Consider the following 19,189-nt stretch of genomic DNA (forward strand, 5'->3'; position numbering starts at 1 on the left):
CCTGGAATCGTGACTAGTATATCGATTAACTCATTCGAGGAGATCATCATTCCGGCATCCGCCCACCCTCTCGTCTCGCACGCCACCGCATCGAGCCGGCTCGTGCGCTCCCTGCTCGGCGAACGCGTCGAGAAGACCCCCGTCTGGTTCATGCGTCAGGCCGGGCGGTCGCTGCCCGAATACCGCGCCCTGCGCTCGCAGGGATCCATGCTCGACGCCTGCCTGACACCCGAGCTCGCGAGCGAGATCACGCTCCAGCCGGTGCGTCGTCACGGTGTCGACGCCGCCATCTTCTTCAGCGACATCATCGTCCCCCTCGCGATCCTCGGCATCGAGGTCGAGATCGCCGCCGGCCGCGGGCCGGTGTTCGCGCAGCCGCTGCGCACCGCCGCCGACATCGCCCGCGCCGTCGAGATCGATCCACGCCTCGTGCGCGAGCGCGGCGAGGCCATCGCCCGCGCGGTGGAGCTGACGACCGGCATGCTGGCCGAGGAGTCCGAGTCGCGCGGCGAAGCGGTGCCGCTCATCGGTTTCGCCGGCGCCCCGTTCACACTCGCGGCCTACCTGGTCGAGGGCGGTCCCTCGAAGGACCACCTCGCCGCACGGCGGCTCATTCACGAGGACCCCGCCGCGTGGCGTGCGCTCACCGAATGGCTCGCGCGCGTGACGGGCGAGTTCCTCGCGCTGCAGGTCGAATCCGGTGCCAGCGCCGCCCAACTGTTCGACTCGTGGGCCGGCGGTCTGCCGCCCGAGGACTACCGGGCCGCCGCGCTGCCCGCCTCCGCAGCCTCGTTCGACGCCGTCCGCGCCCTCCCGGTGCCGGCGGGCGCCGGCATCGACCACATCCCGCTCGTGCACTTCGGCGTCGGCACCGGCGAGATCCTGCGTGACATGGCCTCGATCGACATCGATGCGCTCGGGGTCGACTACCGCGTGCCGCTCGACGAGGCCGCCCGGCGCGTCGGTCCCGAGCTGACGCTGCAGGGCAATCTCGACCCCGCACTGCTGTTCGCGCCCGCACCGGTGCGCGACGCGGCGATCGCCCGCATCCTCGAGGCGGGGCGCGCCGCGCGGGCGCACGTGTTCAACCTCGGTCACGGCGTGCCGATGGAGGCCGACCCCGACGCGATCAGCTCGGTCGTCCGTACCGTCCACCAGTGGCGCGCCGGATGACGGGCGAGACCGACCTCGTCGTCGTCGGCGCCGGCATCGCCGGTCTCGTGGTGGCGCTCGAGGCCGCTACCGCGGGTGCGCGGGTGACCGTCCTCGAGTCCGACGACCGCGTCGGAGGGATGCTGCGCCGCGGCCGCATCGCCGGCGTCGACGTCGACCTCGGCGCGGAGTCCTTCGCCAAGCGCACCGATGCCGTCCCGCGCCTGATCGCCGACTTCGCGCTGCCCCTCGAGGTGGTCGTGCCGAACTCCGGTCCCGCTCATCTCGTGTCGCAGCCGGGCGTCGGGCGCTGGAGCCGGCTGCCGCTGCCGCGACGCACCGTGATCGGCATCCCCGCCGACCCGCTCGCGGCGGACGTCGTCGCGATCATCGGTGAGCGCGCGGCCCGGCGTGCGGCCGTCGAGGTGCTCGACGCGCCGGTCGACCCGACCGCGTCGCTCGCCGATGTCGTCGAGGAGCGCCTGGGCGCCGGGCTCGTCCGCGACCTGGTCGACCCGCTGTGCCGGAGCATCTATTCGCAGCCCGCCGCCGCCGTGCCGCTGCCGCGCCTTCATCCGAAGATGTGGGCGGCGTTCGAGCGCACCGGTTCGCTGCTGGCCGCCGCGGGCGAGGTCGCGCCCCACGCGGCCGGCGGTACCGCCGTGGGCGGGATCATGGGCGGCATGTGGCGCCTCGCCGACGCCGTCGCCTCGCTCGCGCAGGAACGCGGTGCCGTCATCCGCACGGGCGTCGTCGCCGAGGCCCTGTCGTCGGACGCGGCCGGCGTGTCGGTGGTCCTCGCCGACGGCGAGAGCATCCGAGCCGCCCGCGCGGTGGTCGCGACCGGCCCTCGCGGTGCCGCGGCTCTGCTCGGCGCGCCCGCGAGCGAGATCGACGAGGCCGCGACGGCGCCCATCCAGCCCGCCGTGCGCCTGCTGACCGCCGCGGTCACCGCGCCCGACCTGGCGGCGGACCCGGTCGGATCGGGCGTCATCGTCGCCCCCGGGGCGCACACCGCCGCCAAGGCGCTGACGCACATCGACGCGAAATGGGCGTGGGCACGCGCGGCGCTGCCCGAGGGCACTCACCTCGTGCGGCTGTCCGCGCGCGTCGACGACTCCGCCGGACTCGACTCGGCCACGGCGGTCGCCCGCGAGATCGCCCATCTCACCGGTGGGCGTGTCGACCGCGACGACATCGGCGAGATCGTCACGACCCGTTGGCGCGACGCCGTCGTCCCCGCCGAGTCCGAGGCGTGGACCGAGACGGTGGCGGATGCCGCCGCCCGCGGCATCCACGTCGTCGGTGCCGTCGCCGCCGGCACCGGACTGGCCTCCGTCATCCCGCACGCCCGTGCCCTCGCGCACGAGCTGCTCGCTCCCACCTCCGTCCGAAAGGAGTCCCGATGACCGAACAGATCCCGCTCGGTTACACCCTCTTCGCCATCCTCGCCGGTCCCCGTCCGCGGCCCCAGGCACCGACGGAGGCCGATCTCGCCGAGCTCGAGCGCGTCGTCGCCGGGCTGCCGGAGCGCGGAGTGACGGTGCGCGGCCTGTACGACGTGACCGGCATGCGTGCCGGTGCCGACCTGATGGTGTGGCTGCACACCGCCCCCGGGTCGGACGACGATCCGGCGGCGCTGCAGCGCGCGCTCCGCGAGCTGCGCCGGACGGCCGCCCTCGCGGCCTTCGACCTCGAGTGGAGCGCGATGGGCGTGCACCGCGAGGCGGAGTTCAACAAGCGGCACGTTCCGGGCTACCTCCGCGGCGAGCACGCTCGCGACTGGCTCTGCCTCTACCCCTTCGTGCGCAGTTACGAGTGGTACCTGCTGCCCGAGGAGGAACGGTCGGCGATGCTCGCGCAGCACGGCCGTCGTGGCGCGAAGTTCTCGGATGTCATCGCGAACACGGTGTCGACCTTCGCACTGAGCGACTACGAGTGGCTGCTCCCGCTCGAGAGCGACGAGCTCATCAGCCTCGTCGACCTCATGCGCGACCTGCGCGCCACCGACGCCCGTCGGCACGTGCGCGAGGAGGTGCCGTTCTACACCGGACGGCGCGTCGAGGTTTCCGAACTGGCAGAGGTGCTGTCCTGATGAGTGCGACCGAGTTCCGTCCCAAGCCCCCGCGCGCCGAGAGCGCGCCCCCCTGCGCACCCGGGTGCGCGGTCCCCGCCGCAGGTCCGGCATCGTGCGGGGGAGCGCCCCACGTGAGCGAGCCCACGTCGTACGATGCCCTGCTCCTGCTCGGCTTCGGCGGCCCGGAGGGTCAGGACGACGTCCTGCCCTTCCTCCGCAACGTCACCGCCGGTCGCGGCATCCCCGACGAGCGGCTCGAAGAGGTCGCGCACCATTACCGCCACTTCGGCGGCGTCTCACCCATCAACCAGCACAATCGCGAGCTGAAGGCCGCCCTCGAGGCGGAGATCGCGGCGCGGGGGCTGGGGCTGCCGGTGTACTGGGGAAACCGCAACTGGATGCCCTACGTCGACGACGCCCTGCGCGACCTCCACGCCGACGGGCACCGCCGGGTGATCGCCGTCGCCACGAGCGCCTACAGCTCGTACTCGTCGTGCCGTCAGTACCGCGAGGACCTGGCCGACGCGATGGCGGCGACCGGACTCGCGGGCGAGGTCGAGATCGACAAGGTGCGTCAGTTCTTCGACCACCCCGGCTTCGTCGCCCCCTTCGTCGAGGGCATCCGGGACGGTCTCGCTCAGGTGCGCGACCGCGGTATCGCCGAGGAGGACGTCGAGATCCTCTTCTCGACGCACTCGATCCCCGATTCCGATGCCGACCGTTCCGGTCCCCCCGAGCGCGGTTTCGGGCCGGGCGGCGCGTACGTCGCGCAGCACACCGCCGTCGCCGAGGCCATCGTCGCGGAGCTCGGCACCACGAGCCCGTGGCAGCTCGTCTTCCAGAGCCGCTCCGGCCCGCCTTCCGTGCCGTGGCTCGAGCCCGACATCAACGATGCGATCGCGGAGCTCCCGGCCGCGGGTCGCAAGGCGATCCTGATCGTCCCGCTCGGGTTCGTCAGCGACCACATGGAGGTGCTCTGGGACCTCGACACCGAGGCGATGGAGACCGCCGAGGAGCACGGCCTGTTCGCCGTGCGCACCGCCTCGCCCAGCACTCACCCCGCGTACGTCTCGGGGCTGGTCGACCTCGTCGAGGAGCGGGTGAACGGCACTCCCGTCGAGGAACGCCCCGCCGTGACGTCGCTCGGACCGTGGTACGACGTGTGCCGTCCCGGATGCTGCGAGAACAAGAGACTGGGCTTCCAGCCGGCCCTCGCGGGGGTCGCCCCGTGACAGCCGGCGTCGACGCCGCCGAGGCGGGCGCTCCGGTCCTGCGGCTCGGGACGCGCGCGAGCCTGCTCGCGACGACCCAGTCGCGTCATGTCGCGGACGCGATCTCGGCGGCCACCGGCATCGCTGTCGAGCTCGTCGAGATCACGACCGACGGTGACGTCCTGACCGGATCGCTCGCGCAGATGGGCGGCACCGGCGTGTTCGCGACGGCCCTGCGCGAAGCGCTCCTGCGGGGGGAGTGCGATCTCGTCGTGCACTCGATGAAGGACCTGCCGACGGCGCCCTACCCGGGGCTCACGATCGCCGCGGTGCCGCCCCGCGCGCCTCAGCGGGACGTGCTCTGCGGGCCGGTCGCCGCGACGACCCTCGACGATCTGCCCGCCGGCGCGACCGTCGGCACCGGCTCACCTCGACGGGTCGCGCAGGTGCTGCGCCGCCGCCCGGACCTGCGCGTGCGCGACATCCGCGGCAACATCGACACGCGCCTGCGCAAGATGCGCGACGGCGAGTACGACGCGATCGTCCTCGCCGAGGCGGGGCTGCGCCGCATCGAACGGGATGCCGCCATCGGCGAGGTGTTCGCCCTCGAGCAGTGGCCGACCTCTGCAGGTCAGGGGGCGTTGGCCGTCGAGATCCGGACGGTCGACGGCGACGGTCCGATCGGTCGTGCGGTCTCCGTCATCGACGACCCGGAGTCGTCGTCGCGCGCGCGTCTGGAGCGCGCGGTGCTCCGGCTGCTCGAGGCGGGGTGCGCCGCCCCCGTCGGCATCTCCGTCAGCGGGCAGGGCCCCGAAGCGGTCTTCGTCGCCGAGGTCTACGCGCCCGACGGTCTGCGCACGGTGCGGGCGCACCGCACCCTCGGTGCTCAGCCCGCGTCGGACGAGGCTCGTGAAGCCCTCGCGGCCGACGTCGTCGCGGAACTGCTGGACGGCGGTGCCGCCGACATCGTCGATCTGCCGGGGACGAGCCGATGACGGGCGGTCTCCGTGGGCGGCGCGTGCTGATCCCTCGCGGTGGTGCCTGGGGCGAACGCGTGCGCGACGAGCTCGCGCGGCGCGGCGCGGCGGGCGTCGTGGCGCCGCTGATCGAATCGCGCCCGCCGCGCGACACCGCCGCGCGCGACGCGGCGTTCGCACGTCTGGCGGCGGGCGAGTACGCCTGGGTGTTCATCACGAGCGCCGCGACGGTCGAGCAGCTCGTCGCGCAGCGGGTCGACATCCCCGTCGGCACCCGCATCGCGGCCGTCGGCCGCCCGACCGCCCGCGCGGTCGCCGAGGCGGGCTTCGAGGTCGAGTTCGTCCCGGTCGGCACCTCGTCGGCCACGAACATGATCGCCCAGTGGTGCGCCGGCCGATCGCCGCGCTCGACCGGGCGATGCCTCGTGCTGCGCTCCGACCTCGCGATGGCGGTCATCAGTGATGAGCTGGAGCTGCAGGGGTACGAGGTCGACGTGTGCATCGCGTACCGCACGGTGGGGGTCGACCTCGAGCCGGACGTCGCAGACGCGGTGCGGTCGGGCGCGGTCGACACCGTGCTCCTGACCTCGCTGAGCGTCGGCCGCGAACTTCGCCGCCAGGTCGGCATCCCCGGGCCCGAGGTGTTCATCGCCTCGATCGGCCCCGGCACCACGCGCGACGCCGAGAAGCTCGGCTACACCGTGCACCACACCGCACACTCGCAGAGCGTCGACGCCCTGATCGCAGAGCTCGACGCGCGACCATCGGAGGATTCCCCATGAGCACCTTTCCCGAGCGGCGATTGCGCCGCACCCGCCGCACGCCCGCGATGCGACGGCTCTCGACCGAGCATCACCTCGTCGCCGCCCAGCTGGTCCTGCCGGTCTTCGTCAAGGAGGGCATCGACGAGGCGTTGCCGATCGCGAGCATGCCGGGTGTCATGCAGCATCCGATCGAGGCCATCGCGAGCGTCGTGACCGACGCCGCGGATGCGGGCGTCGGCGGCATCATGCTCTTCGGCGTGCCCGCCGTGCGCGACGCCGAGGGATCGGGCGCGGTGGCCGAGGACGGCATCCTCAACCGCGCCATCCGCGTGGCACGCGACGCCGCAGGCGGACGCATCACCGTGCAGGCCGACCTGTGCCTCGACGAGTTCACCGACCACGGCCACTGCGGCCTGCTCGCCGCCGACGGGTCGGTCGACAACGACGCGACGCTCGAGGTGTACGCGCGGATGGCACTCGCGCAGGCGCGTGCCGGAGCCGAGGTGCTCGGTCTGTCGGGCATGATGGACGGCCAGGTGGCCGTCATCCGTGCCGCGCTCGACGGAGCCGGTCACAGCGACGTCGCGCTGCTGGCGTACTCCGCCAAGTACGCGTCGGCCTACTACGGCCCCTTCCGAGACGCGGTCGAGTCGACCCTCCAGGGCGACCGCCGCACCTACCAGCTCGACCCCGCGAACGCTCGCGAGGGGCTCTCCGAGGCGATGCAGGACATCGCCGAGGGCGCCGACTACGTGATGGTGAAGCCCGCCGGCCCCTACCTCGACGTGCTCGCTCGCGTCGCAGACGCCGCCACCGTCCCGGTGTGGGCGTACCAGGTGTCGGGGGAGTACGCGATGATCGAGCTGGCCGCGCGGGCCGGTGCGATCGATCGCGAGCGGACAATCGCCGAGTCGCTCGTAGGCATCCGCCGGGCGGGCGCCGACGTCATCCTGACCTACTGGGCGCGCGAGGTCGCCGACTGGATCCGCGCCGGAAAGGACTTCGCATGAGCCGCAACGACGACCTGTTCGACCGAGCCCGGGCCGTCATCCCCGGCGGTGTGAACTCGCCCGTCCGCGCCTTCGGATCGGTCGGCGGTACGCCGCGCTTCTACGTCTCGGCCAGCGGCCCCCTCGTGACCGACGCCGAGGGCCGCGACTACGTCGATCTCGTTGCGAGCTGGGGTCCTGCCCTCGTCGGCCACGCCCATCCCGAGGTCATCGACGCCGTCGTCGAGGCCGCTCGTCGCGGCCTGTCGTTCGGCGCCTCGACACCCGCCGAGACCGAGCTCGCCGAGGAGATCCGGCGTCGCGTGCCGATCGCCGAGAAGATCCGTCTCGTGTCGACGGGCACCGAGGCGACGATGACCGCGATCCGCCTCGCCCGTGGCGCGACCGGCCGCGACCTGCTGGTGAAGTTCTCGGGCCACTACCACGGGCACTCCGACGGACTCCTCGCGCAGGCGGGCTCGGGCCTCGCGACCCTCGCCCTTCCCGGTTCCGCGGGAGTGCCCGCGGCGATCGCCGCCCAGACGCTCGTGGTCCCCTACAACGACCCGTCTGCTCTCGAGGCCGTCTTCGCCGAGCACGGCCCGAACATCGCCGCGGTCATCACCGAGGCCGCCGGAGCCAACATGGGCGTCGTGCCGCCCGCACCGGGATTCACCTCGTTCCTGCGCGAGCTCACCGACCGCCACGGCGCGCTGCTCATCAGCGACGAGGTGCTGACCGGGTTCCGCTCGGGACCGTCGGGCTACTGGGGAGTGCTCCGCGAGGCCGGCGAGGACGTCGCACCCGACCTCCTGACCTTCGGCAAGGTGGTCGGCGGCGGGCTGCCTGTCGCCGCGCTCGCGGGTCGCGCCGACGTCATGGATCTGCTCGCGCCGCTCGGTCCCGTCTACCAGGCCGGCACGCTCTCGGGTAATCCCGTCGCGGTCGCGGCCGGTCTCGCGACCCTGCGTCTCGCCGACGCCGAGGTCTACGCGCACATCGGCCGAGCGGCCGACGTCGTGTCGCACGCGGCATCCGCGGCTCTCGACGCGGCGGGCGTGCCCCATGTCGTCCAGCGCGCCGGCACCCTCTTCAGCGTGTTCTTCGGCGCCGAGGTCGCGGCGGGCGTGCCCGACTACGAGACGGCGACGCGGCAGGACACCCCGGCCTACGCCGCCTTCTTCCACGCCATGCTCGACGCGGGGGTGTCACTGCCGCCGTCGGCCTTCGAGGCATGGTTTCTCACCTCGGCGCACGACGACGCCGCTCTCGGCCGCATCCTCGACGCCCTTCCCGGCGCCGCGCGGGCTGCGGCGGCATCGGCCCGTTGAGCCGACCGTCCTCCGGCGGGAGGCGTGAGGCGCCGCAACTAGGCTTGTCGTCATGCCTGTGACCCTGCTCGGTGCCGCCGAGATCCGCGCCCTTGCGGCCGACCTCGACGTGACACCGACCAAGAAGCTCGGGCAGAACTTCGTGGTCGATGCCAACACCGTCCGCAAGATCGTCCACGCCGCACGCGTGCAGCCGGGCGAGCGTGTGGTCGAGATCGGACCCGGACTGGGGTCGCTGACCCTCGCCATCCTCGAGGCCGGGGCGAGCGTGACGGCCGTCGAGATCGACCACCGCCTGGCCGCGCAGCTGCCGGCGACCGCGGCGCGGCACGGGGTGCCGGACGGCGCATTGACCGTCGTCGACGCCGACGCGATGCGCGTCACCGAGCTCCCGGGCGCGCCTGCCGTGCTCGTCGCGAACCTCCCGTACAACGTCAGCGTGCCGGTTCTCCTGCACTTCCTCGAGACCTTCCCGTACCTGCAGCGCGGCGTCGTGATGGTGCAGGCCGAGGTGGCCGAGCGGCTGGCCGCCGCGCCCGGGTCGAAGATCTACGGCTCACCGAGCGTGAAGGCGGCCTGGTACGGGTCGTGGCGCCTCGCGGGCACGGTATCGCGCCAGGTGTTCTGGCCGGTGCCGAACGTCGACAGCCTGCTCGTCGGGTTCGATCGCGACGAGATCGAGCGCGGTGACGATGCGCTCCGGCGGCGCACCTTCCAGATCGTCGATGCTGCGTTCGGGCAACGCCGCAAGATGCTGCGCCAGGCTGTCTCGCCGCTGTTCGGCGGCACCGCCGCAACGGCGTCGGTCGCGCTCGAGGCGGCCGGAATCGACCCGACGCTGCGCGGCGAGCAGCTGACGATCGACGACTTCGTGCGGCTCGCACGAACCGTTCATTGAATGATCATCAGCGCGTCATCGGTTTCACCCGAAACATGCCGGTAACATTCCGGACGAGCCGCGAGCGTCGTGGCGAGCATCACCCGACCTGGAAGAGACGATGCGAACCGCCGAGTACCCGGCACCCGAGAGGGTGCTGCTGCACCTGAGCGACACCCACCTGAGAGCAGCCGGCTCCCAGCTCTTCGACCGCGTCGACGCGGCCGCGCACCTGCGCCGCGCCCTCGACGCTATCGAGGCTGCGGCCCTCCGTCCCGACGGCATCGTCTTCACCGGCGACCTGGTCGACCTGGGCGAGCGGCGGGCCTACGCCGAGCTCCGCGATCTCGTCGAACCTTTCGCCGAGCGGCTCGGCACCCGGGTGTTCTGGGTCATGGGCAACCACGACGACCGCGCGGGGTTCCGTGAAACGCTGTGGCGTGACACGGGCACCGAGACCGCCGACCGTGTCGACGAGATCGACGGACTGCGGCTCATCACCCTCGACACGAGCGTGCCGGGGGCGCACCACGGCGAGGTGCGACCGGAGCAGCTCGCGTGGCTCCGCGACGTCCTGGCGACTCCCGCGCCGTTGGGGACCATCCTCGCGATGCATCACCCGCCGGTCCCGAGCGTGCTGCCGCTCGCCGCCAGCGTCGAGTTGCGCGACCAGCGGTCGCTCGCCTCCGTGCTCGCCGGATCCGACGTGCGCGCGATCATCGCCGGACACCTGCACTATTCGACGTTCGCGACGTTCGCGGGCATCCCCGTCTCGGTCGCGTCGTCGACCTGCTACGCGCAGGACCTGACCGTTCCCGTCGGCGGGACGCGGCCGCAGGACGGCGCGCAGTCCTTCAACTTCGTGCACGTCTACGACGACACGGTGGTCCACTCGGTCGTTCCCGTCGAGGCGCCGGTGACCCTCGAGTACACCGATGCGGGCGAGGCGCAGCGACGCCTGGCCGAGGCGGGGATCGCCCCGGTCAGCGCTTCGCGCCGGAGCGCGCCACCGACGCGTCCCGTGCCCGTCCTTCGCTGACGGCCGGGATCTCCCACGGCGCCCGGATCGGGAACATCCGCTCGAGCACGTCGCGGAGCGAAGCGACCCGGATCTCCTCGGGGACCTCGGTCTCGCCGCCGTCGTTGAGGCAGAACATGTCGATGTCGCGCCGCTTGGCGAGCCGCTCCATCCCGGCGAGGGACCGCGCCAGGGTCGTCTGGACGTAGCGCGTGCGCGGCACCGAGCTCGGCAGCGCCCGTCCGGTGAACATCGCGTAGTAGTGATACAGCGAGTTCGTGACCGAGATGTCGGTCGCCGCGCGGAATCGGGACGCGGCGGTGCGCCGGAAGTCGTCCGGGAACGTCTCCTCGAGCTCGGTCATCACACTGCGGCGCAGCGGCGCGGCGCAGTGCTCGAGGTCCCGGACGATGACGCGGCCGAAGCGCTCCTGAAGCAGCGCGCGGTTCACCCGCAGCCCGTTGTCGTGGCCGGAGCGCTCGATGCGCGGATCGCCGGCGCCGATGCGCACGTCGCACTCGACGAACGACGACACCCCGCCGGGGGAGAAGAACAGCTCGGGGTGTACCGGTCGACCGAAGAACATGTCGTCGTTCGAGTACAGGAAGTGCTCGGCGAGGCCGTCGATGCGGTGCAGCTGCGACTCGACGGCATGCGAGTTGTGGGTGGGCAGCGTCGACGGGTCTGCGAAGAACTCCTCGCTCCGCACGATCGTCACCTTCGGGTGGTCGGCCAGCCAGGCCGGAGCGGGGGAGTCGGTGGCGATGAAGATCCGCCGTACCCACGGCGCGTACATATGCACGCTCCGCAGCGCGTAGCGCAGCTCGTCGACGTGGCGGTAGCGCGCCGGACCGTCGTCACCCTCGCCCACCACGTATTCCGACAGCTGCGCGGCCCGCTGCCGCTGGAAGTCGGTGGCCGAACCGTCGACCCAGGAGAACACCATGTCGATGTCGTGCGTGACCTCGCGCGGGTGCGGGTCGAGCATGCCGTCCACGGTCTGCCAGTCGCGCCCGTACCGTGCCGCCGTCACGACACGCACGTCCTCGGCCGGCGTGATGCGGCGCATGAGGGCATTGGCCTGCGGGGCTTCGACGGTCGCGTCGCCGAAGCGCCAGAACTCCAGACGCACACCGTACTCGTGGTCGTAGCGGCGTCCGCCGGTGCCGGTGACCCGCGGGCGGTAGGCGCGGAGCGCGTGGGGCGTGGCGGCCGGGATCACGGCATCGGCTGCAAAGATCGGCGCCGCACCCTTCGCCTTGAGATACACCGGCTCGCGACGGCCCAGAGTCTGCAGCGCCGCCGCGGCCTGCCCGGCATCCGCGAGATCGACCGCGAGGGCGGGGGTGTGGAGATCGTGCCGGATGAGCAGGGCGCGCACGCCGGCGCCTTCGAGCGCGTCGGCGATGAGCAGCAGGTCTGCGATGCGGGCGGCGTCGGGAGTCGTGTCGTCGTGGACGAGGCGCAGCACGCCCTCGTCGAGGACGACGTCGTCGCGTCGCGCGGGCAGGTCGATCCAGGGGTTCTCGCGGCGAGGCAGAGCGGAAAGGGCCAGGGTTTCCTCCTCAGGAAGACGGTGTGCTTTGTGAGCAGACTAGACATTCTCCGTTACATCGGTGTTTCCGTGCACATCGGGCGGCTCTGCTCCGACGGTGGCGGTCGTGTCTCGGGCGTTCATGGATGCAACGCCGGGGAGTGTGCCGGTGTTCCCGCCACGCCGAGCCGACCTGTCGATAGGCTCGGGGCGTGACCGCCTCGCCCCGCTTCCCCGCTTCGCGCGGCGGAGACCTGCACCGTCCCTACTCCGCCGCAGCCGACCGCTACGAGAACACCTCGTACCGTCAGGTGGGCTCGTCCGGGCTGTTCCTGCCGCCGATCTCGCTCGGCCTCTGGTGGAACTTCGGCGACAACATCGCCTTCGATCAGCAGCGAGCCGTGCTGCGTCACGCGTTCGACCGAGGCATCACGCATTTCGACCTCGCCAACAACTACGGCCCGCCCTACGGGTCGGCCGAGACGAACTTCGGCCGCATGATGCGCGAGGACTTCGGCCCCTACCGCGACGAGCTGATCGTCTCGTCGAAGGCCGGATACGACATGTGGGACGGCCCGTACGGCAATCACGGCTCGCGGAAGTACCTCATCGCGAGCGCCGAGCAGTCGCTCGCCCGCATGAGCCTCGACTACGTCGACATCTTCTACTCGCACCGCGAGGACGACACCACGCCCGTCGAGGAGACGGTGGCCGCGCTCGACACCCTCGTCCGTCAGGGCAAGGCGCTCTACGTCGGCATCTCCTCGTACTCGGCCGAGAGCTCGGCCCGCGCCGCTGCCGTCGCCCGCGAGCTCGGCACGCCTCTCGTCATCCACCAGCCGTCGTACTCGATCCTCAACCGGTGGGTGGAGGACGGGCTGACCGATCAGCTGCGCGCCGACGGCATGGGGGCAATCGGCTTCATGCCCCTCCAGCAGGGCCTGCTGACCGGCCGCTACCTCGGCGACGGCACCTCGGATCGCTCGATGCAGCGCTTCTCGCTGCCCGAGGACGGCCGCCTGTCCGCGTCGGCGCTCGCGGGCCTGCGCGACCTCGGCGACCTCGCGCGCGAGCGCGGACAGACCCTGGCGCAGCTCGCGATCCGGTGGACGCTGCGCGACCCGGTCGTCGCCTCGGCCCTGATCGGCGCTTCGCGCACCGCCCAGCTCGACGAGAACCTGGCGGCGCTCGAGGGGCCGGATCTCACGGACGACGAGCTCCAGCGCATCGACGAGATCGCCGCCCGCATCGGTGAGATCTGGGACGGGTCGGACGGCTCATGAATCTCAGCGCCGTCCCCGACCGCGTCCGCGTGCGGGCGCCGGGCAAGATCAACCTCTTCCTCGAGGTCGGGTCGGTGCAGGACGACGGCTACCACGACGTCGCGTCGGTCTATCAGGCCGTATCGCTCTACGAGGACCTGATCGCGACCCCGGCGGACGACTTCACGGTCCGAGTGGTCGACGAGTCGGGGCAGGTCGTGCCGGGCGTGCCGTCGGACGATCGCAACCTCGCGCTGCGGGCCGCCCGCATGGTCGCCCGCGAGGTCGGGTACCTGGGCGGAGTGCATCTCGACATCCGCAAGAGCGTGCCCGTCGCCGGAGGCATGGGCGGCGGGTCGGCCGATGCGGCGGCGGCGCTCGTCGCCTGCGACGCGCTGTGGGGCGCGGGACTCACCTCGCCCGCCCTGCAGGAGATGGCCGCTCGTCTCGGGGCCGACGTGCCGTTCTCGCTCCTCGGCGGCAGCGCCGTCGGCACCGGCCGGGGAGATCGCCTCAGCCCGGCCCTCGGACGCGCGCGGTTCGACTGGGTGGTGGTCGCCGACGACGGCGGCCTCGCCACACCCGCCGTCTACGCCGAGCTCGACCGCCTGCGGGAGGCGCGTCGTCCCGACATCGCCCCGGAGCCGGGCCCTCCCGAGGTCGACCCGGTCGTCCTCCAAGCGCTGCGCTCGGGGTCTCCCGACCTGCTGGCCGGTTCGCTGCGCAACGATCTCCACGACGCCGCGTGCTCGCTCCGCCCCGACCTGTGCGATCTGCTCGATCGAACGTCCGAGCTCGGCGCGCTCGCCGGGCTGGTGTCCGGCTCCGGACCCACCCTCGCCTTTCTCGCCGCCGACGCCGACTCCGCGCGCGGCATCGAGCACGCCCTGTCCGCGGCGGGCCATCGGGCCCGCCATGTCTCCGGCCCGGTGGCGGGTGCAAAGGTGGTGTCCCGGTGACCGACGAGCTCTCCCCGTCGATGCCCGTCGCGGTCGACGAGGCGTCACGCGCGGCCCTCGCGCAGCGCGGTCTCGGCTATCGCACGGTGGCCGCCGAGGGCCCGGCGTTCGAGGGATGGCTGCACGCGGTGTCGCGCGGCTTCCAGGACGGCGAGCGGTCGACGGATCAGGTCGCCGCGGCCCGTGCCCGTAATGCCGAGCGACGTCTGACGGGCGTCTTCGACGACTCCGGGCCGATGCCCGAGGTCGCCGTCGGCACGATCGCCTCATGGTCATCCGAGCTCACCGTCCCGGGCGGCGGCACCGTGCCCGCCGGCGCGATCAGCGCCGTGAGCGTGGCCCAGACCCACCGGCGCCGAGGCATCGCGCGCGCCCTGCTCGAGGGCGAGGTGCGGACGATCGCCGCCGCGGGCCTCCCTCTCGCGATGCTGACCGTCACCGAGTCCACGCTCTACGGGCGCTACGGGTTCGCCTCGGCGGCCTCCGCCGTGACCCTCGACATCGACACCCGTCGGGTCCGGTGGACCGGGCCGGTACCCGACGGACGGCTCGACTTCGTCGAGCGCACGGCTGCGCGCGACGCGGTCGTCTCGCTGCACGAGCGCACGCGCCGCCGGACGCCGGGCGAGGTGGCGCTGCCGCCGAGCCACCGCGACCGGTTCACCGGGACCGACCCCGACGCGAAGGACGGGGGAGACATCCGGTGCGTCGCCTATCGCGACGCCGGCGGTGAGGTTCGCGGCATCCTCACCTACACGATCGTCCCGCACGCGCACGACATCGTGCAGGGGACGGCGAAGGTCACGATCCTCCTCGCCGAGACCGACGACGCATACGCGGCCCTCTGGCGCTTCGTGCTCGAGCTCGATCTCGTAGCGCACGTGCATGCGGATCTCCGTTCGGTCGACGAGCCCCTGCTGTGGATGATCGACGATCGGCGTGCGGCGTCCGTCCGCGTCGTCGACCATCAGTACCTGCGGGTCCTCGACGTGCCGGCGGCGTTGGCCGCGCGGACCTATGCGGCGCCCGGTCGCGTGTTGCTGCGGGTGACCGACCCGCTCGACATCGCGGCGGGGGAGTACGTGCTCACCGCGGGCGTCGACGGCGGCGCGCGCGTGACCGCCCCCACGGCGGCCGACACGCCGGACGTGGCGGACGCCGGGTCGATCGAGCTCTCCGTCGTCGAGCTGGCGGCCGTCTACCTCGGCGGCGTCTCGCCCGAGACGCTCGCACGAGCGGGACGTATCCGCGCGACGGACGCGGCCTCGGCGTCGCGCATCTTCGCCACGCCGACGGTGCCGAGCCTCGGTCTCTGGTACTGATCGCACGACCGGGTCGGGATGCGCGTTTTTAGTCCATTTCACGACATGACGCAACACGACCTCCGGTGTCGGCTCCGAACGCTACCGTGAAAGACCACAACGGAGGGCGGCGCCATGCGTGCACGACTGGGCGACACGATCATCGCGGAGGCCGACGAGAACGATCTCGTGCGGATCGAAGGCAACTGGTACTTCCCGCCGCGCAGCATCGCGCCGGGGGTCCTGACCGAGAGCGACACCGCCTACACGTGCGCCTGGAAGGGCGACGCGCAGTACTTCGACGTCGCCGGGTCGTCCGACAAGGCGTGGTCGTACCCCACCCCGTATCCGACGGCCATCGAGCGCGTGGGCACCGACTTCTCGGGCTACGTCGCATTCGACCGCGCCGTCTCCATCGAGAGCTGAACGCGTGATCGAGTTCCGAGACGTCGTCAAAGAGTTCCCGGACGGCACCCGGGCGGTACGGGACTTCTCGCTCGTCATCCCGTCGCACAAGACGACCGTCTTCGTCGGATCGTCCGGATGCGGCAAGACCACCCTCCTGCGCATGATCAACCGCATGGTCGAGCCGAGCTCCGGAGCGATCGAGATCGACGGCGAGAGCGTCGCGACGGGTTCGCCCGTGCAACTGCGTCGCCGCATCGGCTACGTCATGCAGAACTCCGGCCTGCTCCCGCACTTCACGGTCGCCGACAACATCGCGACGGTCCCGGTACTGACCGGAACCAGTCGCCGCGACGCCCGTCGCCGCGCCCTCGAGCTGATGGAGACGGTCGGTCTCGACACCCGCATGGCCGACCGCTACCCAAGTCAGCTGTCGGGAGGCCAGCAGCAGCGCGTCGGCGTCGCCCGCGGGCTCGCCGCCGATCCCAACATCCTCCTCATGGACGAGCCCTTCGGCGCCGTCGACCCGATCGTCCGCACCGAGCTGCAGCAGGAGCTGCTCCGCCTGCAGCGCGAGCTCGGCAAGACGGTCGTCTTCGTGACCCACGACATCGACGAGGCCTTCCTCCTCGGCGACCAGGTCGTCATCCTCGCGGCCGGAGCCGAGAAGCTGCAGGTGGGTTCGCCCAGCGAGATCATCCGCGAACCCGCCGACGACTTCGTCGCGAGCTTCATCGGCGTCGACCGCGGCAAGCGCGCGCTGCGCATCGAGCAGACGCCGGCGGGCCCGGTGCTCGTCGACTCCGAAGGACGCACGCAGGGCACCCTCGTCGACGGAGCGCCCGCGCACGACGCCGCTCGGCGGAGCGAAGGCGGCTCCTGACGTGTCGTGGATCTGGTCGAACCTCGACCTCATCTTCTCGCTCGCCCTCGACCACATCCGGCAGAGCATCATCGCGATCGTGCTCGGCTTCGTCCTGTCGGTGCCTCTGGGATGGGTCGCCTGGCGGTACCGGCTGCTCCGCGGATGGGTCATCACGCTGACCGGCCTGCTGTACACGATCCCCTCTCTCGCGCTGCTCGTGCTGCTGCCGAGCGCGCTGGGCTACGGCATCCGCACCGAGACCAACCTCATCGTCGGGCTGACGATCTACGCCATCGCGATCCAGACCCGCTCCGTCGCCGACGGCTTCGACTCCGTCGACCCGGGCGTGCGGCAGGCGGCGACGGCCATGGGTTACGGCGGATTCCGCCGATTCTGGGCCGTCGACCTGCCCCTGTCCGGTCCCGTCGTGCTCGCCGGGCTGCGGGTCATGTCGGTCTCGACCGTCTCGCTCGCCACGGTCGGCATCCTCGTGGGCGTGACCAACCTCGGCTACCTCTTCACCAACGGCATCCAGCGCCGCCTCCTCGAGGAGGTGTTCGCGGGCATCGTGGCCGTCGCGGTCATCGCGCTCATCATCGACGCGTTGCTCGTCATCCTCGGGCGCCTCGTGATGCCGTGGGCCCACACCGCCGCACCGCGCCGTAGCCGGCGGGCGCGTCGCCGAGTGGAGGCGACCGCATGAACGTCTTCGTCGACGCGATCGCGTGGCTGCTCGATCCGGCGCAGTACACCGGCAGCAACTCGGTGCCGTTCCTCATCGGCCAGCAGCTGTTCTACACGTTCATCTCCGTGCTCATCGCGGCGGTCATCGCCGTGCCCATCGGGTGGGCGATCGGCCACACCGGCAAGGGCCGCGAGTTCGCGGTGGCCGTCTCGGGCGCGGCGCGTGCCATCCCATCCTTCGGTCTGCTGATCCTGCTGATCCTGCTCCTCGGCGTCACGCAGAAGACCGAGGCGGCCTTCGTCACCTTCGTCGTGCTCGCCGTTCCCGCGCTCCTGGCAGGCGCCTACAGCGGCCTGCAGGCCATCGACCGGCGCACCATCGACGCCGCTCGGGCGGTCGGGATGACGGAGTGGCAGATCCTGTGGCGGGTCGAGGTGCCCCTCGGCCTCCCGCTGCTCATCGGCGGACTGCGCTCGGCCGTGCTGCAGGTCGTCGCCACCGTGACGATCGCCGGCTACACCGACCTGGGCGGGCTCGGCTTCCGCATCATCCAGGGCATCGATCTGCGCGCCATCGATCAGGTGCTCGGAGCCGCGCTGATCCTCGCTCTCCTGGCGCTGCTGCTCGACGCCGTCTTCGCCCTCCTGCAGCGCCTCAGCGTGCCGCGCGGCATCCGCGCCGCCGACGCCGCGCCGCAGCGGCGCCGCCGACCCGTGGCCGCCACCGCTTGACCGACCATCCGACCCACAGCACCGATCCTTCGCACCACCGGAAAGAGGAAACCATGTCCCGCTTCACCACCCGCCGTCTGCTGACGGTCGGTGTCGGCGTGATCGCCGCCACCACCCTGTTCGCCGGTTGCGCCAGCTCCGACCCGCTCTCGGAGGGCGGCTCGGAGTCCGCAGCCCCCGCCGACGGCACCATCGTCATCGGCTCGCAGGACTACTACTCGAACGAGATCATCGCCGAGATCTACGCACAGGCGCTCGAAGGCGCCGGCAAGACCGTCGACCGCCAGTTCACGACCGGACAGCGCGAGGCGTACCTGCCCGAGCTCGAGAGCGGCTCGCTGACGCTGTTCCCCGAGTACACCGGCAACCTGCTGCAGTACTTCGACGAGGACACCACCGCCCGCACGTCGGAGGACGTCTACGCGGCCCTCGGCGACGCGCTGCCCGACAACCTCACGGTGCTCGACCAGGCGACTGCGAGCGACCAGGACTCGTACACCGTGACCGCTGCCTTCGCCGAGCAGTGGAACCTCACCACGATCGCCGACCTGGCGAACGTGACCGAGCCCCTCACCCTCGGCGGCCCCGCCGAGCTCGAGCAGCGGCCCTACGGTCCGTCGGGCCTCGCCGACACGTACGGCATCGACGTGAGCTTCCAGGCGACCGGCGAGACCACCGTCGACGACCTCGTCGCCGGCACGGTCAACGTCGCGAACGTCTTCACGGCCGACCCGCGCATCCAGACCGACGACCTCGTCGTGCTCGAAGACCCCGAGGGGCTCTTCCTCGCCTCGAACGTCGTCCCGGTCGTGAATAAGGACCAGGCCGACGAGATCGCCGACACGATCAACGCCGTCAGCGCGAAGCTCACCCCCGAAGCCCTGGTCGCCCTGAACGTCCAGAGCACGGTCGACAAGCTCGAGCCCGCCGAGATCGCCACGCAGTGGCTCGAGGAGAACGGTCTCGTCTGACCGTCCCCGGAACCGCGAGACCTCACTTTCGCGCCGAGACCATGGGTTGACCCCCGGGTCTCGGCGCGAAAGTGCATTCT

The 19,189-nt window shown here is 71.8% G+C and carries 19 protein-coding genes; 18 read left to right on the forward strand and 1 reads right to left on the reverse strand.

Features of this window, described 5'->3' with window-relative positions; all coding sequences use genetic code 11:
- Positions 1 to 6 precede the first annotated feature (6 nt).
- From hemE to BLT21_RS00190, 10 genes are all read left to right on the forward strand, one after another.
- Entirely contained in the window at positions 7 to 1,173 is a 1,167-nt protein-coding gene (gene hemE / locus BLT21_RS00145; protein WP_371113424.1) for a uroporphyrinogen decarboxylase, read from the forward strand.
- Entirely contained in the window at positions 1,170 to 2,561 is a 1,392-nt protein-coding gene (locus BLT21_RS00150; RefSeq protein ID WP_091500606.1) for a protoporphyrinogen/coproporphyrinogen oxidase, read from the forward strand. The genes hemE and BLT21_RS00150 overlap by 4 nt, the downstream gene beginning before the upstream one ends.
- A complete protein-coding gene (hemQ, locus tag BLT21_RS00155) occupies positions 2,558 to 3,247 on the forward strand; it encodes a hydrogen peroxide-dependent heme synthase (protein WP_091497179.1) in 690 nt (229 codons plus the stop codon). Before BLT21_RS00150 ends, hemQ begins: the two co-directional genes overlap by 4 nt.
- The gene (locus tag BLT21_RS00160) at positions 3,247 to 4,461 is read left to right on the forward strand and encodes a ferrochelatase (protein WP_091497183.1); all 1,215 of its coding nucleotides are present in this window, start codon (positions 3,247 to 3,249) and stop codon (positions 4,459 to 4,461) included. The genes hemQ and BLT21_RS00160 overlap by 1 nt, the downstream gene beginning before the upstream one ends.
- Positions 4,458 to 5,435, forward strand: coding sequence for a hydroxymethylbilane synthase (hemC, locus tag BLT21_RS00165; protein WP_256335856.1), 978 nt, complete (start codon positions 4,458 to 4,460; stop codon positions 5,433 to 5,435). Before BLT21_RS00160 ends, hemC begins: the two co-directional genes overlap by 4 nt.
- A gap of 23 nt (positions 5,436 to 5,458) precedes the next feature.
- A complete protein-coding gene (locus BLT21_RS00170; protein ID WP_256335857.1) occupies positions 5,459 to 6,199 on the forward strand; it encodes a uroporphyrinogen-III synthase in 741 nt (246 codons plus the stop codon).
- On the forward strand, positions 6,196 to 7,191 hold the full coding sequence (gene hemB, locus BLT21_RS00175; protein ID WP_091497196.1) for a porphobilinogen synthase: 996 nt from the start codon (positions 6,196 to 6,198) through the stop codon (positions 7,189 to 7,191). Before BLT21_RS00170 ends, hemB begins: the two co-directional genes overlap by 4 nt.
- Positions 7,188 to 8,501: a glutamate-1-semialdehyde 2,1-aminomutase gene (gene hemL, locus BLT21_RS00180; RefSeq protein WP_091497200.1), complete on the forward strand. Its 1,314-nt coding sequence runs from the start codon at positions 7,188 to 7,190 to the stop codon at positions 8,499 to 8,501. The genes hemB and hemL overlap by 4 nt, the downstream gene beginning before the upstream one ends.
- Before the next feature lie 52 nt (positions 8,502 to 8,553).
- Positions 8,554 to 9,399 carry a 16S rRNA (adenine(1518)-N(6)/adenine(1519)-N(6))-dimethyltransferase RsmA gene (gene rsmA, locus BLT21_RS00185; RefSeq protein WP_091497203.1) on the forward strand — a complete coding sequence of 282 codons (846 nt, stop codon included), beginning with the start codon at positions 8,554 to 8,556 and terminating at the stop codon, positions 9,397 to 9,399.
- Positions 9,400 to 9,499: 100 nt separating this feature from the next.
- Entirely contained in the window at positions 9,500 to 10,417 is a 918-nt protein-coding gene (locus BLT21_RS00190; protein WP_091497207.1) for a phosphodiesterase, read from the forward strand.
- Here BLT21_RS00190 and BLT21_RS00195 read toward each other — a convergent pair.
- Positions 10,362 to 11,951 (reverse strand): stealth conserved region 3 domain-containing protein, encoded by a 1,590-nt coding sequence (locus BLT21_RS00195; protein ID WP_091497211.1) that lies wholly within the window; start codon positions 11,949 to 11,951, stop codon positions 10,362 to 10,364. The genes BLT21_RS00190 and BLT21_RS00195 overlap by 56 nt on opposite strands.
- Positions 11,952 to 12,142: 191 nt before the next feature.
- On the opposite strand from BLT21_RS00195, the gene BLT21_RS00200 reads away from it, so the two are divergent.
- The 8 genes from BLT21_RS00200 to BLT21_RS00235 all read left to right on the forward strand — a co-directional run bounded on the left by BLT21_RS00200 (position 12,143) and on the right by BLT21_RS00235 (position 19,109).
- Positions 12,143 to 13,213: an aldo/keto reductase gene (locus BLT21_RS00200; RefSeq protein WP_091497215.1), complete on the forward strand. Its 1,071-nt coding sequence runs from the start codon at positions 12,143 to 12,145 to the stop codon at positions 13,211 to 13,213.
- A complete protein-coding gene (locus BLT21_RS00205) occupies positions 13,210 to 14,151 on the forward strand; it encodes a 4-(cytidine 5'-diphospho)-2-C-methyl-D-erythritol kinase (RefSeq protein WP_091497218.1) in 942 nt (313 codons plus the stop codon). The genes BLT21_RS00200 and BLT21_RS00205 overlap by 4 nt, the downstream gene beginning before the upstream one ends.
- Complete coding sequence (locus tag BLT21_RS00210; protein ID WP_091497221.1) at positions 14,148 to 15,473, forward strand: GNAT family N-acetyltransferase; 1,326 nt, start codon at positions 14,148 to 14,150, stop codon at positions 15,471 to 15,473. The genes BLT21_RS00205 and BLT21_RS00210 overlap by 4 nt, the downstream gene beginning before the upstream one ends.
- Positions 15,474 to 15,587: 114 nt before the next feature.
- Positions 15,588 to 15,878 (forward strand): DUF427 domain-containing protein, encoded by a 291-nt coding sequence (locus BLT21_RS00215; RefSeq protein ID WP_091497225.1) that lies wholly within the window; start codon positions 15,588 to 15,590, stop codon positions 15,876 to 15,878.
- A gap of 4 nt (positions 15,879 to 15,882) precedes the next feature.
- On the forward strand, positions 15,883 to 16,740 hold the full coding sequence (locus tag BLT21_RS00220; RefSeq protein WP_091497230.1) for an ABC transporter ATP-binding protein: 858 nt from the start codon (positions 15,883 to 15,885) through the stop codon (positions 16,738 to 16,740).
- A 1-nt stretch (position 16,741) separates the two neighbouring features.
- Positions 16,742 to 17,425: an ABC transporter permease gene (locus tag BLT21_RS00225; protein WP_091497235.1), complete on the forward strand. Its 684-nt coding sequence runs from the start codon at positions 16,742 to 16,744 to the stop codon at positions 17,423 to 17,425.
- Complete coding sequence (locus BLT21_RS00230; protein ID WP_091497239.1) at positions 17,422 to 18,138, forward strand: ABC transporter permease; 717 nt, start codon at positions 17,422 to 17,424, stop codon at positions 18,136 to 18,138. Before BLT21_RS00225 ends, BLT21_RS00230 begins: the two co-directional genes overlap by 4 nt.
- Before the next feature lie 53 nt (positions 18,139 to 18,191).
- Entirely contained in the window at positions 18,192 to 19,109 is a 918-nt protein-coding gene (locus tag BLT21_RS00235) for an ABC transporter substrate-binding protein (RefSeq protein WP_091497242.1), read from the forward strand.
- The last annotated feature ends 80 nt before the right edge of the window (positions 19,110 to 19,189 follow it).

Origin of the sequence: Microbacterium sp. cf332 (assembly GCF_900102175.1) — a bacterium.
Classification (GTDB): Bacteria; Actinomycetota; Actinomycetes; order Actinomycetales; family Microbacteriaceae; genus Microbacterium.

Coding starts and splice junctions, on each gene's coding strand:
- BLT21_RS00150 (WP_091500606.1), top strand. CDS start 1,170: ATGACGGGCGAGACCGACCTCGTCGTCGTCGGCGCCGGCATCGCCGGT.
- hemQ (WP_091497179.1), top strand. CDS start 2,558: ATGACCGAACAGATCCCGCTCGGTTACACCCTCTTCGCCATCCTCGCC.
- BLT21_RS00160 (WP_091497183.1), top strand. CDS start 3,247: ATGAGTGCGACCGAGTTCCGTCCCAAGCCCCCGCGCGCCGAGAGCGCG.
- hemB (WP_091497196.1), top strand. CDS start 6,196: ATGAGCACCTTTCCCGAGCGGCGATTGCGCCGCACCCGCCGCACGCCC.
- hemL (WP_091497200.1), top strand. CDS start 7,188: ATGAGCCGCAACGACGACCTGTTCGACCGAGCCCGGGCCGTCATCCCC.
- rsmA (WP_091497203.1), top strand. CDS start 8,554: ATGCCTGTGACCCTGCTCGGTGCCGCCGAGATCCGCGCCCTTGCGGCC.
- BLT21_RS00190 (WP_091497207.1), top strand. CDS start 9,500: ATGCGAACCGCCGAGTACCCGGCACCCGAGAGGGTGCTGCTGCACCTG.
- BLT21_RS00205 (WP_091497218.1), top strand. CDS start 13,210: ATGAATCTCAGCGCCGTCCCCGACCGCGTCCGCGTGCGGGCGCCGGGC.
- BLT21_RS00215 (WP_091497225.1), top strand. CDS start 15,588: ATGCGTGCACGACTGGGCGACACGATCATCGCGGAGGCCGACGAGAAC.
- BLT21_RS00230 (WP_091497239.1), top strand. CDS start 17,422: ATGAACGTCTTCGTCGACGCGATCGCGTGGCTGCTCGATCCGGCGCAG.
- BLT21_RS00235 (WP_091497242.1), top strand. CDS start 18,192: ATGTCCCGCTTCACCACCCGCCGTCTGCTGACGGTCGGTGTCGGCGTG.